We start from the raw sequence: 19142 nt of genomic DNA, 5'->3' as shown, positions 1-19142 counted from the left end.
CCCGCGTTGCCCCACGCGTCGTGGAGGGTGTGGGCCACGGGTTGTTTTGGCTTCGGGCCCGCCTAGCACCGGGGGGGGCCGGTCCGCCGCCCGGCACCCCCGGGTCCCGCGTAGCCGTCCGCAGGACTACGGCTGCATCTCGTACGCGCCCGACAGCGCCTCGACACGCGCCCAGACCTTCGCCGCCCGCTCGGCGTCGGCCACCGGCCGGCGCACGTTCGCGAGCGCCCAGGCGGCCTGCTCCTCCGTGGTCGAGGCCTTGCCGTGCAGTTCGGTCGCGTGCGCCGAGAAGTCACGGACGAGGGCGTCGAAGATCTGGTCCAGCACGTCCGCCTCCAGGCCGGTCAACTCGGCCTGCTCCAGCACCAGCTGGCCGTAGACGACCAGCGCGAAGAGCTGGCCGATCTCCAGCAGGAAGTCGAGGTCCGCCTGCTGCTCCTTGCTCGGCGCGTGCGTGAGCAGCAGCTCGCAGAAGCCGTCGGCCTGCTCGCGGAAGCGCGCGACGTTCGGCAGGTGCGCGTGCCGGTCGTAGGCGGTGCGCCAGTCGTGGAAGCGGATCGCGCCGAGGCCGCGGGCGGGGCCCTGGCGGAACAGGAAGACGTCGTCGGTGGCGTCCTGGCGGGTCGGCACCGGCGCGTAATCGGCCGGGGCGAACAGGTAGTTGGCCATGAACTTGAGGATCAGCGCCAGGTTGACGTGGACGGTGCCCTCCAGCTTCGGCAGGCCGCGGATGTCCTTGGCGGCCTTGTCGAAGTAGGTGTCCGCCTCGAAGCCCTTGGCCGCGATGACGTCCCACATCAGGTCGATGACCTTCTCGCCCTCGGTGGTTACCTTCATCTTGGTCATCGGGTTGAAGAGCAGGTAGCGGCGGTCCTCGGGGGAGGCGGTGCGGAAGTAGTCCACGGCCCGCGCGCTGAACAGCTTCATCGCCACGAGGCGGGCGTACGCGTCGGTCAACTCGCGGCGCACGTGCGGGAAGTCGGTGACCTTCCGGCCGTACAGGACGCGGTTGTGGGCGTGCGTGACCGCCTCGTACATCGCGTGCTCGCAGATGCCGACCGAGGCCGTGCACAGGTTGAACTTGCCGACGTTAACGGTGTTGAGCGCGGCGTCGAACGCGGCCTGACCGGTGTGCAGCACGTCCTCGGCGCGCACCGGGTACTCCTCCAGCCGGAACTCGCTGACGTACATCTGGCTGTTCACGACGTTCTTGACCAGGTGGTACGCCTCGTGGCGGCTGTCGGCGGCGAAGAAGACGTAGCCCTCGGGGCCCTCGACGTCCGAGCGGCGGCCGAACACCGAGACCAGGCCGGCGACGTTGCCGTTGCCGATGTAGTACTTGGAGCCGGTCGCGGTGAAGCCGCCCTCGCCGTCCGGGGTGAGGATCATGTCGGTGGAGTAGATGTCGGCGCCGTGGGTGCGCTCGGACAGGCCGAAGGCCATGACGTGGCCCTCCGCCAGGATGCGGGCGGCGCGGGCCCGGACGGCCTCGTTCTCGCTCTGCCACACCGGGCCGAGGCCGAGGATGGTGACCTGCCAGGTGTACCAGTAGCCGAGGCCGTAGAAGCCGAGGATCTCGTTCAGCTCGGCGATCCGGGAGGTGTCCCAGCGCTTGTCCGCGTCGGCCGCCGACGGGGTGAGGAACTCCGCGAACAGGCCCTCCTTGGCGGCGAATTCGAGGAAGTCGCCGTACCAGCTGCGGTCGATGTAGGTGTCGATCAGCGCCTTCTTGCCGCGCGACTCGAACCAGTCGACGGTCGCGCGAAGCAGCCGGCGGGTCGGCTCGTCGAACTGCGCGGGGTCGTACGTACGCGGGTTGAAGAGCATCACGGGCTCCCGGGGGTCGAGGGTGTGGAGTGGCTGTGGGGCGGGGCGGCGCGAGGGGCGGCGTCAGGGCCGCCGCCGTCGGCGGCGAGGCGGTGCAGGGTGGCGAGCACGTCGTCCAGCCAGGCGAGGGTCATGCGCTCGTACTCGATGCCGCCGCGCAGCACCACGTGCTGGAGTTCCTGGCCGGTGTCGAGCGCGGTGAGGTCCGGGAAGTCGCGCTGCTCGCCGTGCAGGTAGCGGGCGAGCAGCGCGGCGTGGCCGTCGCGGTGGCGCTCGACCTCGGAGATCAGCGCACCCGGGTCGTCGAAGGCGGCGGCGCGGATCTTCACCGCGAGCTCGTGCCGGACGGTCTCCGGCTCGACCGGCTCGCGCAGCCAGTCCGCGAGCGCGGCCCGGCCGGGCTCCGCCGCCGAGTAGACCTTCTTGTCCGGCCGGCCGTCCTGGGCGACCTCCTCGGGGGCGATCCAGCCGTCCGCCTCCATGCGCCGCAGCACCCGGTAGATCTGCTGGTGGGTGGCGGTCCAGAAGCGGCCGATGGAGCGGTCGAAGCGCCGGGCCAGCTCGTAGCCGGAGCCCGGCTGCTCCAGCAGTGAGACGAGGATCGCGTGCTCCAGTGCCATGCCCCGCATCCTGCTATGCAACGAGTTGCATAGGCAATGGCGCGCCGGAGCGGTGAGACGCAGGTCACCGACGTGATCGGATGGTTATCGACCATTTCGGACTATTAGGTGCAAAACGTTCGAGAAGCGCCAGAATGGGTACGGGGCAAGCGCCTTCCACGATCCGAACCACAGGAGGTGGTATCGGTGTCAACCCACACCCCGATGGGCATGGAGCACCATCCGGACATCGTCGAACTACGCGAACACTACGAGCGGGTCACCTCGACCCCGCGCGCCCAGGGCGTCGAGGCCCTGGCCGTCCTGGCGGGCCTGTTCCTGGCCGCATCGCCCTGGATCGTCGGCTTCACCGCCTTCACCACCCTCACCGTGACCTGCCTGATCGTGGGTCTGGCCTACACCCTGCTGATGGCGGGCTACGGGTCGGCCTACGAGCGCACCCACGCGAGGGCCTGGGCGGCCGCGGCGCTCGGCATCTGGACGATCATCTCCCCCTGGGCCGTCTCCGGATCGGTCGCGCACGGCAAGAACATCGTCACCTGCGTCATCGTCGGCGCCGTGATGTTCCTGCTCGGTCTCGCGGCGATCTCGATGGCCACGATCACGGCGAACGGAGCAGCGATGCGGCTCGGCCGGGCCGGCCGCGCCAAGGGCTGACCTTCCCCGCAGCCCGCGCCGGGGCACGGCACGGCGGCCCGCCGCCCTCCGCGCCCCGGCGCACCCGCCGTACGGGCCTCCGCCGCTACGGCCTGGTCATCCGCAGCACGTCCAGTGCCTCGTCGAGCTGCTCCTTGGTGAGCTTCCCCTCCTCCACGTACCCGCGTTCCAGCACCACCTGACGGATGGTCTTGCGCTCCGCCAGCGCCTGCTTGGCGACCTTCGCCGCCTCCTCGTATCCGATGTACCGGTTCAGCGGGGTGACCACCGACGGAGAGGACTCCGCGTACTCCCGGGCCCGCTCGGCGTTGGCGGTGATGCCGTCCACCGTGCGGTCGGCCAGCAGCCGGGCGCTGTTGGCGAGCAGGCGCACCGACTCCAGCACGTTGCGGGCGATGACCGGGAGCATCACGTTCAGCTCGAAGTTGCCGCTCGCGCCGGCCAGCGTGACGGTCGCGTCGTTGCCGACCACCTGCGCCGCGACCATCAGCACCACCTCGGGCAGCACCGGGTTCACCTTGCCCGGCATGATCGAGGAGCCGGGCTGCAGGTCCGGCAGGTTGATCTCGCCGAGGCCGGTGCGCGGGCCCGAGCCCATCCACCGCAGGTCGTTCGCGATCTTGGTGAACCCGACCGCGACGGTGCGCAGTTGGCCGCTCAGCTCGACCAGGGCATCGCGCGCGCCCTGCGCCTCGAAGTGGTCGCGTGCCTCGGTCAGCGGCAGGTCGGTGGCGCGGGCCACCTCCTCGATCACGGCCGCGGGGAAGCCGGGCGGCGTGTTGATGCCGGTACCCACCGCCGTGCCGCCGAGCGGGAGTTCGGCGACCCGGGGGAGCGTGGCCAGCAGCCGCTCGCGCCCGTGCCGGACCTGGGCCGCGTAGCCGCCGAACTCCTGGCCCAGGGTGACGGGCGTGGCGTCCATCAGGTGCGTCCGGCCCGACTTGACCACCTGCGCGAACTCGGCGGCCTTGCGCTCCAGCGCCTCCGCGAGGTGCTCCAGCGCCGGGATCAGGTCGTGCGTGACGGCGGCGGTGGCGGCGATGTGGATCGAGGACGGGAACACGTCGTTGGACGACTGACTCGCGTTGACGTGGTCGTTCGGGTGCACCGGCCGGCCCAGCCGCTCGGCGGCGAGCGTCGCGATGACCTCGTTCGCGTTCATGTTGGACGAGGTGCCCGAGCCGGTCTGGAAGACGTCCACCGGGAACTCGCCGTCCCAGCGGCCCTCCGCGACCTCCTCGGCCGCCGCCGCGATGGCCGCCGCCGTCTCCTCGTCCAGCACGCCGAGCCGGGCGTTCACCCGCGCCGCCGCGGCCTTGATCCGGGCCAGCGCGGCGATGTGCGCGCGCTCCAGGCGCTGCCCGGACACCGGAAAGTTCTCCACCGCCCGCTGCGTCTGCGCCTGCCACTTGGCGGCCGCGGGCACCCGGACCTCGCCCATCGAGTCGTGCTCGACGCGGTAGTCCCGGTCCGCACCGCCGGCCTCGTCGACATGGTCGGCCCCGCGGCCCTGGTCGGCCCGCTGCGCGTGGCCCTGCTGATCACCCATCGCGTGCTGCACCTCCTGAACGGCCCCGAACGGCGTCCCCGTCCCGGTCTCCGATCTTGACAGCCCCGCGCGGGCCCCGGGTATTTCCGTCGGCCCGCGCGTTCACTCCCAGGGGTTACGTCAGTTCGGCGCGGGCCGGCTCGCCGGGCGCTGTGCCCGGCCGGCACGCAGGCCGGCAGGCCCGGCCGGAGGGTGTGGCGCGAAGGCGGGGCGAGACGGCGGGACGCGTGAGCGCGACGAGGCGGCGGGGGCGGAACCGGCCGGGCCCCGGCACGGCTGGTCGGCCGCCGCCCGGGGCGCCAGTATGAGCGGCATGACCAACGACCAGGGCGCCACCGCCCGCTACGAGGCCATCGCCGACGAACTGGCGCCGCGCGGCGCACGACGGAGCCAGATGTTCGGCATGCCCTGCCTGAAGGACGTCAACGGCAAGGCCTTCGCCGGACTGTACGGCGAGGAACTCGTCTGCCGCCTCGGCCGGAACTCGCCGGAACACGCGGAGGCCCTCGCGACGGAGGGGGCGCACCTGTTCGACCCGGCCGACGGGCGGCCGATGAAGGACTGGGTCTGCGTGACCGGCGCGGTGGCCGGGCAGTGGCAGCGGTTCGCGGAGGCCGCCCTCGCTGCGCCGCGTTGACGGGCCCCGGCCCGCTCCGGCGGCCCGGAATGCGCATCGGCCCGCGCATCGGCCCGCGCATTGGCACGCGTCGTGATCACTCGTACGAGTGAATGATCGGCTGGAACGCTTCAAACGGCCGTCCGCCGCTTCGTACGCTCCTGCCCGGACCCGGAGCCGACGACGGACACCCGGGCGACGAGCTCAGGGGGCGGGACGGTTGACCACACGACGCTGGCGCGGAGCCGACGGCGGCCGGGACGGCGAAGCGGCGCGGGCGACAGGGCCCGACGCCGTCGGCGAGGCACCCGCCCGCGGCGGCGGCCTGACCAGGCGGCAGATGCTCGGCGCGTCCGCCGCGCTCGGCACGGGCGCCTGGCTGCTGCGCGGCACCGTCGGCCCGGACAGCGCCGAGGCCACGGCGCCCGTCCCGCCCGGACTGCCCGCCGGCACCGAGCTTTACCAGCGGGTCTTCCAGAACTGGTCCGGCGAGATCCGCACCGACCAGCTGTGGACGTGCGCGCCCCGCACCCCGGAGGAGGTCCCCGCCCTCGCCGACTGGGCGCACGCCAACGGCTGGCGCCTGCGCGCCACCGGCTACCGTCACACCTGGGCTCCGCTCACCGTCGCCAACGGGACCCCCGACAGCGCCCGCGTGCTCCTGGTCGACACCAGCCGCCACCTCACCGCGATCACCGCCGACTCCCCGACCACGGTTCGCGTCCAGACCGGCGCCACCATGGAGGACCTGCTCGCCCACCTGGCCGGCCGGGGCCTCGGCCTCACCGCCTGCCCGGCGCCCGGCGAGCTCACCGTCGGCGGCGTCCTCGCCATCGGCGGCCACGGCACCGCCGTCCCCGCCGCCGGCGAGACCCGCCCGGACGGGCACGGCTACGGCTCGGTCAGCAACCAGGTCACCCGGCTGACCGCCGTCGTCCTCGACCCGGCCACCGGCCGCTACACCCTGCGCACCTTCGACCGCTCCGAGGCCGACAGCGCCGCCTTCCTCGTCCACCTCGGCCGCGCGTTCCTCACCGAAGTCGTCCTGCGGGCCGGCGCCGACCGGCCGCTGCGCTGCGTCAGCCGCCTCGACATCCCGGCGAGCGAACTCTTCGCCCGCCCCGGCGACACCGGTGGCGGCGGGCTCCTGGGCGGCCTGCTCGGCGGCGGAGGGCCGCGCACCTTCGCCGACTTCGTCGACCGCGACGGCCGCGCCGAGGCCATCTGGTTCGCCTACACCGAGTACCCCTGGCTCAAGACCTGGAGCGTCACTCCGGCCAAGCCGCTCGCCGCCCACGCCGTCGACCAGCCCTACAACTACCCCTTCTCGGACAGCATTCCGGAACCCGTCGCCCAGCTCGCCGGCCAAATCGTCTCGGGCGCCTGGGCGTCGGCCCCGCTCTTCGGCCAACTCCAGTACCTCGTGGCCAAGGTGGGACTCACCGGCGACCTCACGGACGTCCTCCTCTCCGGCGGAGTCCTGCGCGACCTGCTCACCGGCGACCTCCTCACCCACCTCCTCGCCGGCGGACTGCGCTCCGACCTCTGGGGCCCCTCCCGCACCCTCCTGCAGTACGTCCGCCCCACCACCCTGCGGGTCACCGCCAACGGCTACGCGATCCTCTGCAAGCGCGCCGACCTGCAGTGGGTCGTCAGCGAATTCGCCGCCCAGTACCGGAAGTTGCTCGCCGACTACCAGGCGCGCGGCGAGTTCCCGGTGAACGGCGCGGTCGAGATCCGCGTCACCGGCCTGGACGACCCCGCCTACGCGGGCGTCCCCGGCGCCCGGCCGCCGCTGCTCTCCGCGCTGCGCCCCCGCCCGGACCGTCCCGCGTGGGACACCGCCGTCTGGCTCGACGTCCTCGCCTTCCCCGGCACCCCCGGCCTCGAACGCTTCGCCCGCGACCTCGAACAGTGGCTGCTGAGCACCTTCGACGGCACCCGGGCCGGCCTGCGCGTCGAGTGGTCCAAGGGCTGGGCCTACACCGCCGACGCCGCCTGGGCCGACCCGGACCTGCTCGGCCGGGTCATCCCCGCGAGCCTGCGCGACGGCGGCGGGCCCGGCTGGGACGAGGCGGTCGCCGTCCTGAACCGGCACGACCCGCACCGGGTGTTCGGAAACCCTTTCCTGGACGGCCTGTTGAAGTAGTCGGCGGCACCGCAGGGCGCGGGCTGACGATCCGTCAGATGTGCTCCATGACGATCACCGCCAGGGTGTCCGGGGCGAGCGCGCGGAACACGTGCGGGGCGTCGCCCGGGTAACTCACGTAGTCGCCCGGGCCCAGCTCCACCGGAGCCTCCGTCGGCCCGGCCAGCGCCCGGCCCGCGCCCAGCATCACGTGCTCGACCGTGCCGGGCATGTGCGGGTCGGAGGCCCGGGTCTCGCCCGGCTGCGCCTCGATGCGGTAGATGTCGCGGCGGGCGTTCGGCGGGCAGGACGACAGTACGGTGGCCGCGTAGTCGGCCCGCTCCGAGTGCGTGACGGGGCCCTCGCCGGCCCGGATCACCCGCACCGCCGGGCGCGGCGGGTCGACCAGCCGGCTGAAGGGCACGTTCAGTGCCACGCCGAGTGCCCAGAGGGTCTCGACGCTGGGGTTGCCCGAACCCGATTCCAGCTGCGACAGCGTGGACTTGGCGATCCCGGCCCGTCGGGCCAGCTCGGCCATCGACAGGCCGCTGCGCTCGCGCTCGCGCCGGATCGACGCGGCGATCAGGCCGATCAGTTCCGTGCCGGAGCCCATGCCCGAGGTCACGCCCGAGCCTGTGCCTGTGTCCGTGCCCGAGGCTGTTTCGGGCCTGGCGGAGCGGCTGGGGGTGGGGGCGGGGGTCGGGTCACTCATGCTGCCACTCACGCTCTCTCGCGCCTCCTGCGGTCCCGTGTGCCTGTGTGCCTGTGTGCCTGTGTGCCTGTGTGCCTGTGTCGGCCGCGCCCATGCTCCCATGCCTCCCGTTCGACATGTCGGTCCGATGGTTCACCTTGACGAACGATGCGGCTCGGGTTCACTCTAATGGACATGCGTTCGCTTCTCCGAACACTGGAGTCTGCCACTCTCCGTGACATCGCTCTGGTCTGCCTGGCCGACGCCCTGGTCGGCGCCTCCTTCGGCGCGATCAGCGTCTCCGGTGGCCTGCCCCTATGGGTGCCGGTCGTCATGTCCCTCGTCGTCTTCGCGGGCGGTTCCCAGTTCGCCGCCGTGGGTGTGGTGCTGTCCGGCGGCGGTGTGCCGGCGGCCGTCGTCACCGGGCTCGTGCTCAACGCGCGCCTGCTCCCGTTCGGCTTCACCGTGGCCGACGTACTCGAAGGCCCTTGGTGGCGGCGGCTGTTCGGGGCGCAGCTCATCACGGACGAGAGCGCCGCGTTCACGCTGCAGCAGTCCGACGGGCGCCGTCGCCGGGCCGCGTTCTGGGTGTGCGGGGTCGCGCTGTTCGTGGTGTGGAACGTCTCCGTCGTGCTCGGCGCGGCTGCGGGCGGGCTGATCGGCGACACGGACGCGCTCGGCCTCGACGCCGCCTTTCCGGCGGTGCTGCTCGCCCTCGTGCTGCCCTCGCTCGACGACCGGCGGACGCGCACCGCCGCGGTGGTGGGTGCAGTCGTCGCGGTCGCGGCGACGCCCTACCTGCCGGGCGGGCTGCCGGTGTTGCTGTCGCTCGTCGGGCTGCTGTTCGCGGGGCGGCCCCGGGCGGTCGGTGGCGAGGGTGTCGTTGTCGCGGAGAGCCGGCCCGAGGCCGTTGACGCCGTCAAGGAGGAAGTCCGTTGATGCCGCTGTACGCCGTGCTGCTGTTGGCCGCCGGCACGTACGCCTACCGCCTCGCCGGGCCCCTGCTCGGGCACCGGCTCGCACTGTCCGAGCGGCTGCGCCATCTGCTGACCGTGGCCGCGGCCGTCCTGCTGGTCGCCCTGGTGGCCACCGGCGCGCTCACCCAGGGCCACGGCTTCGCGGGGTGGGCCCGCCCGGCGGGCGTCCTGGTCGCCGGTGTGCTCGCCCTGCGCCGCGCACCGTTCCCGGCCGTCGTCGTGGCGGGCGCGGCGACGACCGCGCTGCTGCGGCTGTGCGGGGTGGGCTGAGGGGCGGCGTTCGACGGCCGGCAATCGACAGCCGACGGCGAACAGATAACAGCGAACAGATGACAGATGACAGATTTCGAAATCTGTTATCTGCCATCTGTTCGCCGTTCGCCGTCACCCGCCCCCAGCGCCTTGAAGAACACCGTCGTCGAGCACGGCGCACCCGCCGGGTCGGTCGCGTAGTCCGGCACCTCGCCGACCCGGCTCCAGCCCGCCGCCGCGTACATCCGCTCGGCAGGGCTGCCCGTCTCGGTGTCCAGGACCAGCAGCCGCAGGCCCAGTCCCGCGGCCCGCTCCTCCAGCGCCGCCAGCAACCGCCAGGCCAGCCGGTGCCCGCGGTCCGCCGGGTGCACCATCAGCTTCGCGACCTCGCCCCGGTGCCGCCCGTTCGCGGTCGTCGCCGGCCGCAGCTGGACCGTCCCCGCGAGCCGCCCGTCGGCCTCCGCCCGGGCCGCCCACATCACCACCCGCCCGTCCGCCACGTCCGGCACGAGCCCCCGCCACCACAGCGCGGCCTCGGCGGCCGCAAGCGGTGCCAGGAACCCGACCGACGCGCCGCCGTGGACGGTCTCCACCAGCAGCCCCGCCAGTTCGTCCGCCGCGCCGTGCAGTTCCTCCGCGGTCAGCTCGCCGACCACGTACCCGCCACCGGACATGTCGCTTTCCTCACTCGCTCGTGCCCACCCGCCGCTCCGCCGGGTGCGCAATACTCCCCGGTGTCCCGCATCTCGCCGAGACTACCGAGACCCCAAGGAGCTTCGATGACGAAGCCGACCCGGATCGACCCGGCCGACCTGCTCGCCGTCGGCGATCTCCTCACCGACGAGGAGCGACTCATCCGCGACACCGTCCGGAAGTTCGCCGACGAGCGGATCCGCCCGCACATCGGCGACTGGTTCGAGCGCGGGGTGTTCCCGGCCCGTGAACTCGCCCCCGAGCTCGGCGCCCTCGGTGTGCTCGGCATGCACCTAGACGGCTACGGGTGCACCGGTTCGAGCGCGGTCGCGTACGGCGTCGCGTGCATGGAGCTGGAGGCCGCCGACTCCGGGCTGCGCAGCTTCGTCTCGGTGCAGGGTTCGCTCGCCATGCGCGCGATCCACGCCTTCGGCTCCGAGGAGCAGAAGCAGCGCTGGCTGCCCGGCATGGCGGCCGGCGAGCTGATCGGCTGCTTCGCGCTCACCGAACCGGACTTCGGCTCCGACCCGGCCAACATGCGCACCCGGGCGGTCCGCAAGGGCGGCGACGGCGGCGGTGACTGGGTGCTCTCCGGCAGCAAGATGTGGATCACCAACGGCAGCATCGCGGACGTCGCCGTCGTGTGGGCGCAGACCGAGGAGGGCGTGCGCGGCTTCCTCGTCGAGCGCGGCACCCGCGGCCTGACCGCCACCGACGTGCATGGCAAGCTGTCCTTGCGGGCCTCCGTTACCAGCGAACTCGCCTTCGATGACGTCGTGCTGCCGGCCGACGCCGTGCTGCCCGGGGTCGTCGGCCTGCGCGGCCCGCTGTCCTCCCTCAACGAGGCCCGCTACGGCATCCTCTGGGGCACCGTCGGCGCCGCCCGCGACTGCTACACCGCGGCCCTGGACTACGCGAAGACCCGCATCCAGTTCGAGCGCCCGATCGCCGGCTTCCAGCTGACCCAGCAGAAGCTGGTCGAGATGATGCTGGAGGTCGAGAAGTCCTACCTGGTCGCGCTGCGGATCGGCCGGCTCAAGGACGAGGGCGCCGCCCGTCCGCCGCACATCAGCTTCGGCAAGCTCAACAACGTCCGCACCGCGCTGGAGATCGCGCGCAGCGCGCGGACCGTCCTCGGGGCCAACGGCATCACCACCGAGTACCCGGTGCTGCGGCACGCCAACAACCTGGAGTCGGTGCTGACCTACGAGGGCACCAGCGAGATCCACACCCTCGTACTCGGCGAGGCCATCACCGGTGAGTCCGCCTACCGCTGACGCCCCGTCGGCGGGGGCGGCGCCGCGGAAAACCGGTGGCCGGGCCCGCGCGCGCCCGGCTACCGTCCCCGCCGTAACCGGCGTGCCTGGCCGCCCCGCCTGCCCGAGCAGCCGATCTTCTACCGTTCCTTTGGACTGATCGGGAGTGACTCCCGATGAGCCGCACGCCCCGAACGGTCTTGGGCGCACTGATCCCCGGCGTACTCAACCCCGCTGGGTGACACGCATCCTGTGCGTGGTCCGTCCCGGGAGGCCGGTTTCCTCACGACCTGGCCACATGGTTACGGCCAGAGGCGACGGGGAGGCCCTGAACCATCACTCCGGTGGAGCAGGGGCCCCGCACGCCGACGCCCAACCCGACGTCCAGATCGCTCCCCGAGCGTAGGCCGAACTCGCACCCACCCTGCCAGGTGCGAGCGGGATATCACCCGATCGAGCTACAACGAACTCCCATGCACTGCTGTGCGAGCATTTGCGGACCCCATCCAGCAGGTCGGCGGCCGGACCATCCTCGAACTCTGGGTGCCGGCGGAGGAGTTGGACGAGTTCAACCGGCACATCGTCGGCCGGATCGAGGTCGTCCACGAATTCCGGCCGCAGCCGTGACGCCCGGGGCGGCAGGACAACCGCCTGACACCAGACGGACACCGCTCGTTCGTCGACCGGCCACCAGCCGGTACGGCGGGCGGTGAACCATGGCGCGGTCGGCGGCGCCCTCGGCGGGCGCGCGCCGGGTGCGCACCACCGAAAGGACCCCCCATGACCGCTGCCCTGTGGCCCCGCCCCCGCGTGCTCGTCGTCGGCATCGACGGCGTCCGGTACGACTACCTGGAGCACGTGCCGATGCCGCGGCTCACGGAGGTCGCCGACGCCGGGTTCCTCGTGCCCGTGACCGTGGCCGACACCACGCCCACCATGTCCGGACCCTGCTGGGCCACCATCGTCACCGGCGTCGAGCCCGCCAAGCACGGCGTCTGGGGCAACCACCTCGCCGGCAACCGCCTCGACGTCTTCCCCGACTTCGCCACCCGCCTCAACCGCGGCGACCGCCGACGCACCTTCGTCGCCGCCGGCTGGGACCCGCTGATGATCAACGAGTCCGGCGGCCCCCTCTTCCGCGCCCCCGGCCGCCTCTCCTACGTGGCCCCCGCCGAGGACACCCCCGAAGCCTGGGAGACCGTCGACGAGGAGGTCACCCGCGAGGCCGTCCACGTCCTCGCCACCGCCGACCCCGAGGCCTCCTTCGTCTACCTCGGCGCCGTCGACGAGACCGCCCACTTCCTCGGCTGCGGCGACGAGTACCGCGCCGCCATGCGCAACGCCGACGAACGCCTCGGCCGTCTCCTCGACGCCGTCCGCGGCCGCGCCACCCACGCCGACGAGCAGTGGACCGTCATCGTCGTCACCGACCACGGTCACGTCGACGCCGGCGGCCACGGCGGCCGCACCACCGAGGAGCGCACCGCCTGGGTCGCCTGCGCCGGCCACGACATCCCCGCCGGCCCGCCCACCGGGGAGATCCGCCACCCGGACGTCGCCGCCCAGGTGTACGCCTCCCTGCTGCGCCCCATCGACCCGCACTGGACCCTCGACGGCCGCCCGTTCCCCGTCTCCCGACCGGTGCCCGCCGCCGTCTGACGGGTGTACGGTACGGCCCGGTGACCCGGGTGCAGGACACCGGGCTGCGCCCGGGCCGGACTTGAGTGACGCTCGATCGGGACCCGGGCGACGCTCCGGCACGGACCGTCGGTGACAGCGGCCGGCATGGACCGTCGGTGCGGCGGCCGGTGCCCGAAACCGCGGGTCGCGGCGCGTACGCCTGAAGGTGGAGAGGCCACCCCGTGGGATGGAGGCGTGATCGCGACCTCGTGGTGACGCCCGGGCCCTGCGGCACGGGCCAGGATGGTGACACCGGCCGGGCGAACGCCGCGGGCCGGACCGGGAAACCCGGAACGCGGAACTCGCACCGACGACGGACTCGGACTCGGAAGCGGACAGGGAGAGGGCAGGCGGACATGAAGGGCATCGTGAGCAAGGTCGCGCTCGGAGTCGCGGGCACGGGCATGGCCGTAGCCGTGGCCGCCGTCGTCATCGGCCCACGCGTGTCCGAGTGGTACGACGGCCGCCACCAGGAGCAGGTCTCGTACGCCACCGGCAGCGACGCCAAGGCCGACCGCCGCTCGATGCCCGGCTGGCTGCCCGACAACGCCTCCGGGGTCCGCTACCTGATGTCCACCACCGGCGACGACCGCCTGCTGCGCGCCACTCTTCCGGAGGGCCGGCTGCCCGTCGGCTGCACCACCGGGCTGACGGGCAAGGGCGCGCACCCGGTGCCGGCGTCGCTCAAGGCGGGCTGGTTCCCGGAGGGCGTCGCGGGCAAGGCCACCGGCACCTGCGGGCACTACAACGTGATGCTCTCCGGCAACCAGCTCTACGCCTGGCAGGACGGCGCCGCCGTCCAGGCGGCCGTGCGGGCGGAGCGCCCGGCGAAGCGCTGAGGCCCGGGGCCCGGGCGGGGCACGAAGCACCGGGCACGGGGTCTTTGGACGGGAGGGCTGAACCGCCGCCGCGCGGACGGCCATCGGCGAACGGACGAACGGCACGACGCCCCCAGGTGCCCCCAGGTGTCGGAGCTGGGAGGGGCTGAGGTAGGACGGAGCGTGGACAACCCCGTCCCGTTCCGTCCCCGCCCGTCCAGCAAGGGAGCCCCATGCCTGGCCCCGGCCCCGGCCCGAGCGCCGGCCCGTCCGACGAGACGTCCGGCCGCACTTCCGACCTCGCGCGCGAACCGGCCTCCGAACCCGCCTCCGTCCCGGCGTCGGACCCGGCCTCGGACCTGGCCTCGGAGCGGGGCCCCGGCCTCGCCGCCGACCGGACGCCGCCCGCTGCCGAGGCCGCGGCGGGGCCAAGCCGGGGTACCGTCGCCGTTCTCGGCGGTCTGGTCGCGCTCGGCCCGCTGACCACCGACCTGTACCTGCCCGGCCTGCCGGCGATCGCCGACGACCTCGCCGCCGATCCGGCCGCGGTGCAGCTCACGCTCACGTTCTCGATGTTCGGGGTGGCGGCGGGGCAGCTGTTGTTCGGGCCGCTCAGCGACCGCTTCGGACGCCGCCCGCCCCTGCTCGTCGGGCTCGTCGTCTACACCCTGGCCAGTACGGTGTGCGTGATCGCCCCCAACCTGCCGCTGCTGATCGCCGCCCGCTTCGTGCAGGGCGCGGCGGGGGCCGCCGGGCTGGTCATCGGACGGGCCGTGGCCCGGGACCGTTTCCAGGGCGTGGCGATGCTCCGGTTCCTCGCCTCGATCACCCTGATATCGGGGCTGGCCCCGATCCTCGCGCCGATCATCGGGGCGCAGCTGCTCCGGGTGACGTCGTGGCGCGGCACCTTCGGCGCTCTGACGGCGCTCGGGCTGCTGCTCGCGCTGGTGGCGTTCGGGGCGCTGCGCGAGACGCTGCCCGCGCAGGCGCGGCACGGCGGCGGGCTCGGGTCCACCCTGCGGACGATGGGCGGGCTGCTGCGCGACCTGCGGTTCCTCGGGCTGATGCTCACGGGCACGTTCGGGTTCGGGGCGCTGTTCGGGTACATCAGCGGGTCGTCGACGGTGCTGCAGCACGTCTACCACGTGTCGCCGCAGACCTACAGCCTGCTGTTCGGGCTGAACTCGCTGGCCATCGTCGGGATGACGCAGCTCAACGGGCGGGTGCTGGCGCGGCGCTTCACGGCGGGCACGCTGATGCTGGCGGGGCTGGGCGCGGCGGTGCTCGCGGGGGTGGCGCTGATGCTGCTGACGACGGTGTGGGACTTCGGGCTGTTCGGGGTGTGCCCGGCGCTGTTCGTGATGATGGGCAACATGGGGATGATCCTGCCGAACTCGGCGGCGCAGGCGCTCAGCCTCGTCGAGCCGCAGGCGGCGGGGACGGCTTCGGCGCTGCTGGGGACCACCAACTTCCTGTGCGGGGCGCTGGTCGCACCGCTGAGCAGCCTGGGCGGGCGGCCGTCGGCGGTGCTGCTGGCGGTGGTCGTGCTGGTGAGCACGGTGCTGGCGAGCGCGGCGTACGTGGCGTTGTGCCGGCCGTGGACCGGGTGGGGCCAGGCCAAGGGGCAGCCTGGCGCCCAGGCGGGCTGAAGATGGCGGACAGGGAACAGGGAACGACGAACAGCTGACAGATAACAGATGTTGAAATCTGTTATCTGTCAGCTGTTATCTGTCAGTCGTCAGCCGACCCTCGTCACCCGATCGCGAAGTCGTCGCCGTACACGTTCCCCTGCCCGTACCACCCGTGCAGGTAGACCGTCACAGTGCCGTTGGCGCCCGTGGTGAAGGGGACGCTCAGCTTTGTCCAGCCGGTGGAGCTGGTCCAGGTGCTGGCGTTCGCCCCGCCGCTGACGCCGAGGTAGGCGTAGTTGCCCTGCACCCAGCCGCTCAGCGTGTAGCTCGTGTTGGGCTTCAGGGTGACGGTCTGAGTGCACTCGCCGGTCTGGCTCTCGGTCGGCGCGGCCTGCAGCGCGTACGAGCCGGAGTGGACCGGCGCGGTGACCACGGCGCCCCCGCTCTGGCAGGTCCACGGAGCGAGGCTGCCGGTTTCCAGGCCGCCGTTGGCCAGGCCGCCAGGTGGCGGCGGGGTGGTGCCGGTGACGGTGAGCGTGTACGTCGCGGTGTGCGTGCCGGACGGCGCGCTCGCCTTCACCGTCAGCGGGTACGTGCCGGCCGCGGCCGCCGCCGTCGTGGTGACGTTGAGCGTGGCGCTGTTGCCGGCGGTGACGCTGCCGGGGGTGACGGTGGCGGTGACACCCGCCGGGGCGCCGCTCACCGAGAGGCTGACGCTCTGCGCCGAACCGGATGTCACGGCCGTCGCGATCGAGGCCGACGCGGACGAACCGGCCGCCACCGTACCGGAGTTCGGGTTCACGGCCACCGAGAAGTCGTTCGTCGCCGGCGTGCCGCCCGTGAACGGTGCGAAGACGTGCGTGAAGTCCCAGGTGTTCTGGGCGATTCCGGAGCACGAGTCGTTCCCGGCCGTGCCCGGGCAGCCGCCGTTGTCGCGCTGGAGTGCCCAGAACGACAGCGTGTTGATGCCCTTCGACACCGCCCAGTTGTACACGGTGGCCGCGTTGGCCACGGTGAAGGTCTCGGCCGCGCCGTAGTCGTCGACGCCGACCATCTCGGTGATCCCGACCGAACCCCACAGCTGCGCCGGGGACTTGCCCGGGTAGAGCGAGGCCAGCTGGTTGTACAGGCTCTGCGCCGAGGTCTGGGTGTCGGCCGCCATGTCGTGGGTGGCGCCGTCGTAGTAGTCGAAGGTCATCATGTTGACGACGTCGACCCGCGCGTTGTTGCCGATCGCGTTCCGCAGCACGGCGAGCCCGTTGTCCGCCAGCCCGCTGGTGGTGGTGGGCAGCGTGTACGAGAACTGGACGGACCGGCCGTTGGCCGCCGCCCAGTCCTGCACCAGCTTGATCGCCTTGTTGCGGCGGTCGATGCCCGCCGCGTTGGTGAGCGAGTTGTCCTCGATGTCGAGGTCGATCCGGCTGATGTCGTACGTCGTGACGAGGCTCTCGTAGGCCGCCGCGATCTGGTTGACGTCGGTGCAACTGTCGGCGATCTCGGTGCCGTTGTGGTCGGCCGTGTAGCCGCCGAAGGACGGGATCACGTCCCCGCCGTTGGCGCGGATGGTGGCGATGTCGGCGCCGAAGGTGGAGGAGGAGACGGGCTTCGTGGTGTCGCCGTTCCAGTACGGGGTGCACGAGCCCTTGGCGGAGGCCTGGAGGAAGGCCATCGTCAGGTACTTGGCGCCGGACTGCGCGGCCAGCGTGGCGGGGCTCTGGCCCGTCCACGACTCGAAGTAGGGGGCGAAGACCCGGCTGGGGAGCGGGGTCGCGGCCTGGGCGGAGCCCGTCCCGGCGGCGACGAGGCCGGCTGAGGCGGCCAGTGTGGCACAGGCCGTCAGGGCCGCCTGGATGGTTCTGCGTAGACGCATCGATTCTCCAACAGACATGGTGGGGCAGGACGTTGGGGAGGCGCAGGGACGTGCGGGGCGCGCGGCGGGGGGGCGTGCTCGGGTCGGGTGGTGCCCACGAACTCACGCGACGGCGGACGGCGGTGCGGGCAGTGCGGGCGGTGCGAGCAGTGCGGGTGGTGCGGATGCGCGCACGCCGGGCGGGTTCGGGGGTGGAGCGGAACAGGGCAGGGTGGTGCCTCAGCCGCCGGTGGTCACACCCCCACAGTGCATCCCGGTCGGATCGACATGCTTATGGTTGGACTAGACCACTTGTCTGTCAAGGTGCCTTACGGTTCGTCACCGCACGGCCCCGGCGGCACTGGAAGCCCCCGGAAGCGGATGATCGAACCCGGCGCCGGTTATTGGATTGTGGGCGCCGGGCCCGTCCGGGAAGATCGGGCTCCTGTCCGATCCTGTCCGACAAGACGCCCGACAGGGCGGCACACCCACCCCGGAGGAACACCCCTGTGACGACCCCCTCGCTGGACGACGCCTGGCGCCACCTGGAAGCCGGCGACCCGCACGCCGTCCTGCGCGACCTGCGCACCCTCGCCGACGCCGTGCCCGCCGCCCGACTCTCCCCGCTCGTCCAGCAGTTGGCCGCCGGCAGCGGCTTCGACGACCTGGCCGAGGCCGCTACCCGCCTTGCCGCCGCCAGTGCCGGGACCGCTACGAGCACAGGAGCCCCCGACCCCGTCGCCCTCTACAAGTACGGCTACGCCTGCGTCGAACGCGGCGCCGCCTTCCTCGCCGCACCCGCCCTCGCCGAGGCCCTGCACCTCGCCACCGCCGAGGCCCGCGAGGGCGAGAAGACCAAGCGCGGCCTCTTCGGCCGCAGCAAGCCCCGCCCCGACAACCGCCTGCCGATCCTCGACGAACTCGTCTCCGCACTCGAGGACGAGGAACGGCACGCCGAGGCCGCCGCCGTCCTGCGCGAGCACGAGCCCATCCTCCGCGACTGGCCCGAGCGCTACCTCCTCGCCTACAACGCCCTCATGGCCGGCGACCGGACCACCGCCCGCACCACCCTCGACCGGCTCTCCGCCCCCGACGACCAGTGGCGCCCGGCCGCCGACCGGGTGCGCCGCGCGCTCGGCCGCGCCGACGCCGTCGAGGCCGCCGCGCCCGCCCCGGACCCGTTGAGCCGTCAGGACCTGCGCGGCTGGCACTTCGCCCTCACCGGCGGCCTGCTCGCCACCCTCTCCCCGTACGGCTTCACGGCCGGCATGACCGGCCGCTACGCCTTCCTCCAGGACTCCTACGGCCTGTGCCGACACGGCCTGGAGCGGCTGCGCCTGATCCTGGACGCCGCCGGCGCCCGCCCGCGATCGGTCTCGCTGCTGCCCGGCCGGGCCGACCGTGCCCTCGGCCTCGCCGCTGCCGAGCTGCTCGGCCTGCCCGCCCGGCCGTACGAGCCTGGCACCGAGGACACCGTGGTCGTGGCCTACGACCTGAACGACGTCGAGGGCATCGGCCCGGAGACGCTGACGGCGCTGCGCACGCGGTCCGCGGGCGAGGTGCTGTACGAACACGCGACCTGCTGGACCGACACGCCGACGGTCACCGCGGACGTGAGCGGCCTGCTCGGCCAGACCGTCGCCCCGCCGTGGCGGATGCTCGGTGAGGAGCCGGACGAGCGCCCGGCCGAGGAGCTGACGGCCGAGATCCTCGCCGCGGATCCGACCCCCGACGACGGCGACGGCGAGACCCCGTCCGACCCGGACGAGGCCGTGGCCGCCTTCGCCCGGGCCGTTCGCGAGCGCTGGCTGGACGGCCCGCGCGACCGCTGCCGCACGAGCGGTCCGGTGCCCAGCTCCCGTTTCCGGTAAGGGACTTGGAGCGCGCCCGAGAGGTGC

17 protein-coding genes are annotated in these 19142 nt (G+C 72.9%); 11 read left to right on the top strand and 6 right to left on the bottom strand.

The window, feature by feature from the left end:
* Positions 1-126: 126 nt before the first annotated feature.
* Both AB0O00_RS12520 and AB0O00_RS12515 read right to left on the bottom strand, forming a co-directional pair.
* Positions 127-1827 carry an acyl-CoA dehydrogenase family protein gene (locus AB0O00_RS12520; protein WP_363650927.1) on the bottom strand — a complete coding sequence of 567 codons (1701 nt, stop codon included), beginning with the start codon at positions 1825-1827 and terminating at the stop codon, positions 127-129.
* A complete protein-coding gene (locus AB0O00_RS12515; RefSeq protein ID WP_363650925.1) occupies positions 1827-2447 on the bottom strand; it encodes a PadR family transcriptional regulator in 621 nt (206 codons plus the stop codon). The genes AB0O00_RS12520 and AB0O00_RS12515 overlap by 1 nt, the downstream gene beginning before the upstream one ends.
* 186 nt (positions 2448-2633) lie before the next feature.
* Between AB0O00_RS12515 and AB0O00_RS12510 the strand changes: the two genes are divergently transcribed.
* Positions 2634-3104 carry an SPW repeat protein gene (locus AB0O00_RS12510; RefSeq protein ID WP_363650923.1) on the top strand — a complete coding sequence of 157 codons (471 nt, stop codon included), beginning with the start codon at positions 2634-2636 and terminating at the stop codon, positions 3102-3104.
* An 85-nt stretch (positions 3105-3189) separates the two neighbouring features.
* Here the strand turns inward: AB0O00_RS12510 and AB0O00_RS12505 are convergent, their stop codons facing one another.
* A complete protein-coding gene (locus AB0O00_RS12505; protein ID WP_363650921.1) occupies positions 3190-4653 on the bottom strand; it encodes a class II fumarate hydratase in 1464 nt (487 codons plus the stop codon).
* A gap of 313 nt (positions 4654-4966) precedes the next feature.
* On the opposite strand from AB0O00_RS12505, the gene AB0O00_RS12500 reads away from it, so the two are divergent.
* Both AB0O00_RS12500 and AB0O00_RS12495 read left to right on the top strand, forming a co-directional pair.
* Positions 4967-5290: a hypothetical protein gene (locus AB0O00_RS12500; RefSeq protein WP_363650919.1), complete on the top strand. Its 324-nt coding sequence runs from the start codon at positions 4967-4969 to the stop codon at positions 5288-5290.
* A 319-nt stretch (positions 5291-5609) separates the two neighbouring features.
* Positions 5610-7418: a cholesterol oxidase substrate-binding domain-containing protein gene (locus AB0O00_RS12495; RefSeq protein ID WP_363650930.1), complete on the top strand. Its 1809-nt coding sequence runs from the start codon at positions 5610-5612 to the stop codon at positions 7416-7418.
* Positions 7419-7452: 34 nt separating this feature from the next.
* On the opposite strand, the gene AB0O00_RS12490 is transcribed toward AB0O00_RS12495, so the two are convergent.
* Positions 7453-8010, bottom strand: a complete 558-nt coding sequence (locus AB0O00_RS12490) for an XRE family transcriptional regulator (protein ID WP_363650929.1) — start codon at positions 8008-8010, stop codon at positions 7453-7455.
* Positions 8011-8283: 273 nt separating this feature from the next.
* Between AB0O00_RS12490 and AB0O00_RS12485 the strand changes: the two genes are divergently transcribed.
* Entirely contained in the window at positions 8284-9027 is a 744-nt protein-coding gene (locus AB0O00_RS12485) for an AzlC family ABC transporter permease (protein ID WP_363650917.1), read from the top strand.
* The gene (locus AB0O00_RS12480) at positions 9027-9335 is read left to right on the top strand and encodes an AzlD domain-containing protein (protein WP_363650915.1); all 309 of its coding nucleotides are present in this window, start codon (positions 9027-9029) and stop codon (positions 9333-9335) included. The genes AB0O00_RS12485 and AB0O00_RS12480 overlap by 1 nt, the downstream gene beginning before the upstream one ends.
* Before the next feature lie 86 nt (positions 9336-9421).
* Here AB0O00_RS12480 and AB0O00_RS12475 read toward each other — a convergent pair whose 3' ends face one another.
* On the bottom strand, positions 9422-9991 hold the full coding sequence (locus AB0O00_RS12475; RefSeq protein WP_363650913.1) for a GNAT family N-acetyltransferase: 570 nt from the start codon (positions 9989-9991) through the stop codon (positions 9422-9424).
* A 105-nt stretch (positions 9992-10096) separates the two neighbouring features.
* Here AB0O00_RS12475 and AB0O00_RS12470 point away from each other — a divergent pair, with 105 nt between their 5' ends.
* From AB0O00_RS12470 to AB0O00_RS12450, 5 genes are all read left to right on the top strand, one after another.
* On the top strand, positions 10097-11287 hold the full coding sequence (locus AB0O00_RS12470; protein WP_363650911.1) for an acyl-CoA dehydrogenase family protein: 1191 nt from the start codon (positions 10097-10099) through the stop codon (positions 11285-11287).
* A gap of 462 nt (positions 11288-11749) precedes the next feature.
* Positions 11750-11893, top strand: a complete 144-nt coding sequence (locus tag AB0O00_RS12465) for a hypothetical protein (RefSeq protein WP_363650932.1) — start codon at positions 11750-11752, stop codon at positions 11891-11893.
* Positions 11894-12046: 153 nt separating this feature from the next.
* Positions 12047-12925: an alkaline phosphatase family protein gene (locus AB0O00_RS12460; protein WP_363650909.1), complete on the top strand. Its 879-nt coding sequence runs from the start codon at positions 12047-12049 to the stop codon at positions 12923-12925.
* A 377-nt stretch (positions 12926-13302) separates the two neighbouring features.
* The gene (locus AB0O00_RS12455; RefSeq protein ID WP_363650907.1) at positions 13303-13785 is read left to right on the top strand and encodes a hypothetical protein; all 483 of its coding nucleotides are present in this window, start codon (positions 13303-13305) and stop codon (positions 13783-13785) included.
* A 212-nt stretch (positions 13786-13997) separates the two neighbouring features.
* The gene (locus AB0O00_RS12450) at positions 13998-15413 is read left to right on the top strand and encodes a multidrug effflux MFS transporter (protein ID WP_363650905.1); all 1416 of its coding nucleotides are present in this window, start codon (positions 13998-14000) and stop codon (positions 15411-15413) included.
* Positions 15414-15516: 103 nt separating this feature from the next.
* Here AB0O00_RS12450 and AB0O00_RS12445 read toward each other — a convergent pair whose 3' ends face one another.
* Entirely contained in the window at positions 15517-17265 is a 1749-nt protein-coding gene (locus tag AB0O00_RS12445; RefSeq protein ID WP_363650903.1) for a glycosyl hydrolase family 18 protein, read from the bottom strand.
* A 488-nt stretch (positions 17266-17753) separates the two neighbouring features.
* Here AB0O00_RS12445 and AB0O00_RS12440 point away from each other — a divergent pair, with 488 nt between their 5' ends.
* A complete protein-coding gene (locus AB0O00_RS12440; RefSeq protein WP_363650901.1) occupies positions 17754-19115 on the top strand; it encodes a hypothetical protein in 1362 nt (453 codons plus the stop codon).
* Positions 19116-19142: the final 27 nt, after the last annotated feature.

It is taken from the genome of Kitasatospora sp. NPDC093558, from assembly GCF_040683475.1.
Taxonomy (GTDB): Bacteria; Actinomycetota; Actinomycetes; order Streptomycetales; family Streptomycetaceae; genus Kitasatospora.
This window is presented reverse-complemented; position numbering and strand designations above follow the sequence as displayed.

Excerpts from the sequence above, each read along its gene's own strand:
- AB0O00_RS12520 (WP_363650927.1), bottom strand. The coding sequence starts at position 1,827 with ATGCTCTTCAACCCGCGTACGTACGACCCCGCGCAGTTCGACGAGCCG.
- AB0O00_RS12515 (WP_363650925.1), bottom strand. The coding sequence starts at position 2,447 with ATGGCACTGGAGCACGCGATCCTCGTCTCACTGCTGGAGCAGCCGGGC.
- AB0O00_RS12505 (WP_363650921.1), bottom strand. The coding sequence starts at position 4,653 with ATGGGTGATCAGCAGGGCCACGCGCAGCGGGCCGACCAGGGCCGCGGG.
- AB0O00_RS12500 (WP_363650919.1), top strand. The coding sequence starts at position 4,967 with ATGACCAACGACCAGGGCGCCACCGCCCGCTACGAGGCCATCGCCGAC.
- AB0O00_RS12495 (WP_363650930.1), top strand. The coding sequence starts at position 5,610 with ATGCTCGGCGCGTCCGCCGCGCTCGGCACGGGCGCCTGGCTGCTGCGC.
- AB0O00_RS12490 (WP_363650929.1), bottom strand. The coding sequence starts at position 8,010 with ATGGGCTCCGGCACGGAACTGATCGGCCTGATCGCCGCGTCGATCCGG.
- AB0O00_RS12485 (WP_363650917.1), top strand. The coding sequence starts at position 8,284 with ATGCGTTCGCTTCTCCGAACACTGGAGTCTGCCACTCTCCGTGACATC.
- AB0O00_RS12480 (WP_363650915.1), top strand. The coding sequence starts at position 9,027 with ATGCCGCTGTACGCCGTGCTGCTGTTGGCCGCCGGCACGTACGCCTAC.
- AB0O00_RS12475 (WP_363650913.1), bottom strand. The coding sequence starts at position 9,991 with ATGTCCGGTGGCGGGTACGTGGTCGGCGAGCTGACCGCGGAGGAACTG.
- AB0O00_RS12470 (WP_363650911.1), top strand. The coding sequence starts at position 10,097 with ATGACGAAGCCGACCCGGATCGACCCGGCCGACCTGCTCGCCGTCGGC.
- AB0O00_RS12460 (WP_363650909.1), top strand. The coding sequence starts at position 12,047 with ATGACCGCTGCCCTGTGGCCCCGCCCCCGCGTGCTCGTCGTCGGCATC.
- AB0O00_RS12455 (WP_363650907.1), top strand. The coding sequence starts at position 13,303 with ATGAAGGGCATCGTGAGCAAGGTCGCGCTCGGAGTCGCGGGCACGGGC.
- AB0O00_RS12450 (WP_363650905.1), top strand. The coding sequence starts at position 13,998 with ATGCCTGGCCCCGGCCCCGGCCCGAGCGCCGGCCCGTCCGACGAGACG.
- AB0O00_RS12445 (WP_363650903.1), bottom strand. The coding sequence starts at position 17,265 with ATGCGTCTACGCAGAACCATCCAGGCGGCCCTGACGGCCTGTGCCACA.